This window comes from Paenibacillus popilliae ATCC 14706 (genome assembly GCF_000315235.1).
In the GTDB taxonomy this organism is placed as follows: domain Bacteria; phylum Bacillota; class Bacilli; order Paenibacillales; family Paenibacillaceae; genus Paenibacillus_B; species Paenibacillus_B popilliae.
Window position 1 is genome coordinate 1 of record NZ_BALG01000456.1, and the last position, 5,673, is coordinate 5,673.

The 5,673-nt window shown below is 38.4% G+C and carries 6 protein-coding genes; 5 read left to right on the forward strand and 1 reads right to left on the reverse strand.

Going from position 1 to position 5,673, the window contains the following annotated elements:
* Positions 1 to 124 precede the first annotated feature (124 nt).
* The 4 genes from PPOP_RS18175 (at position 125) to PPOP_RS18195 (ending at position 3,687) form a co-directional block, all read left to right on the forward strand.
* Positions 125 to 745: a Panacea domain-containing protein gene (locus PPOP_RS18175; RefSeq protein WP_006288147.1), complete on the forward strand. Its 621-nt coding sequence runs from the start codon at positions 125 to 127 to the stop codon at positions 743 to 745.
* Positions 746 to 1,512: 767 nt separating this feature from the next.
* Positions 1,513 to 1,893, forward strand: coding sequence for a hypothetical protein (locus PPOP_RS18185; RefSeq protein ID WP_006288149.1), 381 nt, complete (start codon positions 1,513 to 1,515; stop codon positions 1,891 to 1,893).
* A gap of 1 nt (position 1,894) precedes the next feature.
* Positions 1,895 to 2,809 (forward strand): hypothetical protein, encoded by a 915-nt coding sequence (locus tag PPOP_RS18190; protein WP_006288150.1) that lies wholly within the window; start codon positions 1,895 to 1,897, stop codon positions 2,807 to 2,809.
* Between the two features lie 299 nt (positions 2,810 to 3,108).
* A complete protein-coding gene (locus PPOP_RS18195; RefSeq protein ID WP_006288151.1) occupies positions 3,109 to 3,687 on the forward strand; it encodes a sce7726 family protein in 579 nt (192 codons plus the stop codon).
* Here PPOP_RS18195 and PPOP_RS18200 read toward each other — a convergent pair.
* A complete protein-coding gene (locus tag PPOP_RS18200) occupies positions 3,656 to 4,735 on the reverse strand; it encodes a beta family protein (RefSeq protein ID WP_006288152.1) in 1,080 nt (359 codons plus the stop codon). The two genes, PPOP_RS18195 and PPOP_RS18200, sit on opposite strands and share 32 nt — an antisense overlap.
* A 233-nt stretch (positions 4,736 to 4,968) precedes the next feature.
* Between PPOP_RS18200 and PPOP_RS18205 the strand changes: the two genes are divergently transcribed.
* Positions 4,969 to 5,418, forward strand: coding sequence for a hypothetical protein (locus tag PPOP_RS18205; RefSeq protein ID WP_042229975.1), 450 nt, complete (start codon positions 4,969 to 4,971; stop codon positions 5,416 to 5,418).
* Positions 5,419 to 5,673 lie beyond the last annotated feature (255 nt).

The window sequence follows — 5,673 nt, forward strand, 5'->3', positions numbered from 1 at the left end:
CAACACATTTACTCGCCCAACTACGCTTTGCTTTTTGCCGTCCTTGTTACGGCTCAATCTGACCTCGATAACCTATTTTTCACCAGACTTTTAGTCAAGGAGTGGTAAAAAAGGGGGATGAAGAATGGAACCCACTGTATCTGATGTTGCCGACTACTTCTTGGATAAATTCAGATGTGAAGGTCATACGGTTACACATTTAAAGTTACAAAAGATGTGCTATTATGCTCAGGCCTATTATTTGGCGGAATACGGTGAAGAAATGTTCTCATCAACATTTGAAGCCTGTCGCACGCTCTACTCTAGGTTTCGGAAAGCCAGACATCAGCCGCTTCCCTTTCCATCGTCCGTGAATATGATAGTATTCACCAGTTGTATGCTGAGGGTGATGGATGTAGTATGGAATAAATTCTGGGATAAAGACCCAAACTGGTTAAAGAACCAAACACATATGGAAATACCTTGGAGGCAAGCCCGCGGAACCACACCTTACGGGGAAAGTTGCTCAGAGATTATCGACGCAAATGTAATGCAAGACTATTATAAGGGACTGATTGGCATGAAGGAAAGAAAGCCGTTAAAGCCCTTGTTTAAACTCAGCCAGATAAAACAAGTAGCCAAAAGAATCGATTTATCATCACGAGGTACTGATGAAGAATATTTCGATGAAATTCAGGCAGAACTAGAAGAATTTAGAGTTCTGCGAGAAAGGGCAGCTGGTGCATGGGAGAAAGAAAACGAGTGAAATACCCGTTCGATGCCCGGGTATTTCACTATGGGGAAATATATAAAGTCAAGGATATTTACATTGTGTTTTCAGAGGAAAAGTATGTAAATAGGGCCAAACATGAATCGCGTTTGGTTTGTGTAATCCATCACTGTGAGGCGAATTCAGACCCGCGAGCTTGGGTTATAAACGTAGCCCCATTATCGAGTCGGGTTGAAATGAAGAGGGATAATGACTTGGAGATTACACCGCAAGAAGGTAATTACATAAATCGCTGCTCACTAATTAGGTTAGGTTGTGCCCAACCACTTTTAAAAATAGACTTGGAAGGTCCGGTGGGGGTATTAACTGAATCTCAATTACACCAATTAACAGCACTTCAAATTATACTAACAGGAACGGAACTAGATTAAGGATAAGCCCCGGATCACTCCGAGACTTAGGGGACCTATGCTCATCACGCATATATAAGATAAAAGATAACGAGCACAAGCCTCAGGAGTAGTCCTGGGGTTTATTTGATTTTTACAGTATTTTTATGGCATATACGATTAGTATATTCTGGCCGCAACTCCCCTAAACATCCTAAATTAAGTAAATTGGCACGTGTGTTCGGCAGGTAAAATAAGTCTTTTGTCGTATATTATCTACAAAATAAGTAGATGCAAATAGATCTAACTTCCTGGAACAATAAATGATGACCAATTTGTATACCAATGGTAGTTACGAGTTGAGATTATTAGGACTACATATACCATAAAATATTTCTGGGCAAAGGAGTTAATATGTTAAGTTTACCCTATATTTTTGTCTCTGAAGAAGCATATACCAGTGACGGGAAAATAAGTGCAAAAAATATTTTCGATGAAATGCCTGTGAAAGTTATTCCTTCGGTATTGGAGAAAAACATCCATTTTATTATTGGCATCACCGCCGAAGAATCGGATGATGAACAAGAATTTAAAATTAGGATAAGGGGAAAAGGGTTCAAGGTTGATTCACAACCATTAAAAATTAAATTTACAGAATATGATAAAATTAATGTTTACAACTTGGTCATGGATAAGTTTCCTATTCTACATGAGGGAACTGTATACTTTGAGGCTGTCTATAAAGATAAAGTTATAGATAAATACCCTGTAAAGGTTTTTAAGAAGGAGGATTAACATGGCATACGTACAGTCGTTCTTCTTACACCTCTCCACTCAAATTAAAAAAAACACGATATATTTTACGGATTGTTCATTAGGGCACACGGAAACTGAAAAGATTATCGCAAGCAATCTTTCGCAAATAGTACATGACGAAGAGTTATACCGGAAACACAATCTAATTAAAGTAAACTTTGATGTGAAGGAAAAACGGAATAAAATTGAGATCAGAAGCATTTATTTTATAAAGGCTACTGGTCACGTAATTAAGCACCCATGTAAGCACGTGATCTTATTAGACGGTGAAGAAGATACTGCAACCCAAAAAAGGGATGGTGTTGTTAGTATGCCTTTTAATGACCGTACATATGAAAAGTCCAAGATGAAAAATCAAAAGGGAAGAGTATGTTGTGCTGGTATTATTGGAAAGGTGGGAGCCTTTATATTACCACATGGTACTCCAACATTTCTCCAAATGTATGCTGAAGAGATGAGCGAGTCGAATGAAAATATCTCTTGGAAGGTAATGATTACTGGTATTTTGATTGCAGTTACTTCATTCTTTGGGGTGGAGCTAATAAAATTAATTTTTGGTTTATTTATTGTCGCATCTATTGATTTATTACTTAGTTTAATACCTGGAAATGTGAAAAAAGGGCAAGAAAAAGACCATAAGATACAAGCAAAATTGCTCGCTTTTGCTAGTAACTTTTTGATGTTATTACTTTTTGTAAAAGGAGGCGAATATTTAAGAACCTTCTCAAAAGAAGTGGGTTTCTTTGGACTTGTTTCAGCATACATTCATTACGTTGTAGTTTTCTGGATTTTTTCAATATATTTTATTCGCTGTGTTAAGTATGCTGCAAATGCCAATAAAACGAAAGTTCCGAAACGGATAAAAAAATTATTTGGTAAGGATGTCCCATCATAGACTATAATAAGAGACGACACAGAGTCCCAGGAGTAGTCCTGGGGCGGGAGGTTGCGGAGGCTGTTGGGGCGCAGGTAATGTGGATCTCAAAGGAAAGAAAAGTAACTATTCTAAAAGGGTAATCTATAGTGTATACTGGGAATGTATCTGGAGCACCAGTTTCAAAAAAAGAACCGCTGGATGCGACGCGGTTCTTTTTTATGTAGATGTATTCTTCCGAAAAAATCAATAAAGTTTCTTATTACTACAATCATTGTTATTACCTTTTCTGCAACAAATTGAAGGGATGTATGTTTTTCATGAAGACGAGAGATGTTGATATCAGGGCCTCGTTACACCATCGTCTAAAACAAGAGCATGTTGGAGAGTTGGAAAACACACTAATATTAGATGAACTTTCTCTTTGTCAAGGAGAGGCAAGAATTGACGTCGCTGTAGTTAATGGGGCAATTAATGGTTACGAGATTAAAAGTGAAAGCGACACACTGGAGCGATTACCGAGACAAAGCGAGATATACAATAGAGTATTTGATACTGTTACTATATTAACTGCCTCACGTTTTATTGATGGGATAGTGGATATTATTCCAGATTGGTGGGGGGTTGTTACTGCTGAAATGGAAGATGATGAGACAGTTCATTTTTTTTCATTTAGAGAACCGCAGCAGAATGAATATATCGATCCCCTGGCATTAGCTCAATTATTATGGAAAGATGAAGCAATTGATATTTTAAAAAATCGAGACTTGCATAAAGGGTTACTTAGCAAGTCTCGACCAGTTTTATGGGCTGCGTTAGCAGAAAAACTTGAGTTAAAAGACCTACAAGATGAAGTGAGAAGTAAACTTAAGGCAAGGTCAAATTGGAAAGTTCAGTAGCAACATAGGTTATATGATGATTGGTTCCGGCTTTGCGCCAATTAGTGGCATTGCCGGGACCATCTTTATTATTTGCTACATCGTAAATATAGTTATCACCGTTCGAAAAAGTGGAACCAGAATACTCTGGATGAGCAACCACATTAGAGGCAATTTGATGGTATTGGGCTCCGCCAAATTTGCGTGTAACCTTTCCTTTAAATATGATAAATTTGTTGTTTGCAGTGTAGCGAATGTTAGCGCTCATTTTTATGAAACGTGGATCCCCTTCAAAAGGTTCAGGATTAGATATTCCATAATCACTGAATATTGGGGTTCTGGTTATACTTCCTTTTTGGGCAATGCTATTCCATATAGTCCATTCTGTTCTATCCAATTGTTCTACAGAATCCGCGCTAACATCTGAAAGGTTTTTTGGGAATGAGGTTCCGCAAAGGATAACATTTCTCCATTCAGATAAATAAGGCAAACTATTTATCAGACCTGTTAAGAAGATTCCGGTACGAATTTTTTCTGTTGGATTTACATAGCCATAGTCGATTACAAGGTCGATTACCGAAGGGTTCATTTGCAATGTAACTAATAGCTTATCAATATTTTGCTGCAGAGCATCGAAATCATGTTCCTGAATGCGGATGCAGGCTCCCAATCTATCTATTTTATTAGCTGAAACCACCTCTGATTGATATGCAGAGTCTCGATCCGAACCAGTAACAGGTATTATTCCAATTCCCTTATCACGAGCTTGTTTTAGTATAAATTCCATTGGGTGGATATTATTTGCAAGTCTATCTGATGAATCTAGATAGATAAGGTCAACAAAAACGGGGTGGCTTTGTTGCCACGATCTCTGAAGAGTGTCACCAAAATTAGAAAGATGCTCATCGATAGACTTTTTGGGCAGTTCATTTTCAAAATCCCAATCGATTGGAGGGATTTCAATTAGAGGTGTTAGTCGTTCCCTGATGTTTTTAGAAAGACACTCAAGAGCTTTTTGTTCACCTTGTTTCCACTTCAACACAGGTACGTAATGCTTTTTTTCGAACATTTTATCAACCTCGCCTTATCGAGTAGTATATTACGACTATAATTCTACTATAAAAACGGAATTGGTGGTATATGGAATTGACGCTCTAGAATTATTATCTGTATTAACTGCACTTATGCTTGTCGAAAAAGTAATATTTTTTTGAAAACTGTAATTTAAAAAGCTAAATCTACACCGAAATAAATGGGGCCGTTGAAAAGGAGCTCTGCTGGCATTGCGCTGGTGGGGCTTTTATGTTGGACCGCAAAGCTACTTTTTTATTGATTCATACCCAAAAAACAGCTTCGTATCAACACTTTTCTAATGGACCGCACGCGATATGTCTTTCAGCCGGGGCTTGGTGCCCGTTTCGCCTGAATCAGTACAGCCGGACAAGTCCGACCTTTTCGACAATCTATACAACCATTCTGCTGAGCCTCAGGAGTAGTCCTGAGGCTTTTATCATTTTTAGACGGGTTAGGTTGCAAAAAAACATGTATTTTGGTAAGACGGTTGCAGCAAGGATTTGTCAAGGGGAGATGATAAAAATGCAATCAGCGATTTTACATACAGACGCAAAAAGAGCCGTTAAGGGTGTTCGCCCCACGGCTCTTTTTGTGTTTTATACGCAAAAAGACAACCCCGGATCGCTGAGGCCACTGAAGAACTTGCGTTTTTCTTCGGAGGCGGTGCAGATAGTGTAAAAAGAAGACATTCACCCCGCGTTTTGGAGATGAATGTCTTCTTTTTGTCTTCATAATGCTGTATTCACCAGTAGTTCTTAGTCTACTAATTTCAGTATTCGCTTGAGATTTACAGCGAATATGGCCATCGCACCTTGCAGTTGCATGCTAAGCAGACCCGAGTGTTTATTGCATACTAAAAATGCCTAGAATTGCAGCGTAAAAGTGCTTAGATCAGATGCAAAAAAAAGGCACTTGTCAGCCCCTTACATTCCT

Excerpts from the sequence above, each read along its gene's own strand:
- PPOP_RS18195 (WP_006288151.1), top strand. The coding sequence starts at position 3,109 with ATGAAGACGAGAGATGTTGATATCAGGGCCTCGTTACACCATCGTCTA.
- PPOP_RS18185 (WP_006288149.1), top strand. The coding sequence starts at position 1,513 with ATGTTAAGTTTACCCTATATTTTTGTCTCTGAAGAAGCATATACCAGT.
- PPOP_RS18190 (WP_006288150.1), top strand. The coding sequence starts at position 1,895 with ATGGCATACGTACAGTCGTTCTTCTTACACCTCTCCACTCAAATTAAA.
- PPOP_RS18175 (WP_006288147.1), top strand. The coding sequence starts at position 125 with ATGGAACCCACTGTATCTGATGTTGCCGACTACTTCTTGGATAAATTC.
- PPOP_RS18200 (WP_006288152.1), bottom strand. The coding sequence starts at position 4,735 with ATGTTCGAAAAAAAGCATTACGTACCTGTGTTGAAGTGGAAACAAGGT.
- PPOP_RS18205 (WP_042229975.1), top strand. The coding sequence starts at position 4,969 with ATGTTGGACCGCAAAGCTACTTTTTTATTGATTCATACCCAAAAAACA.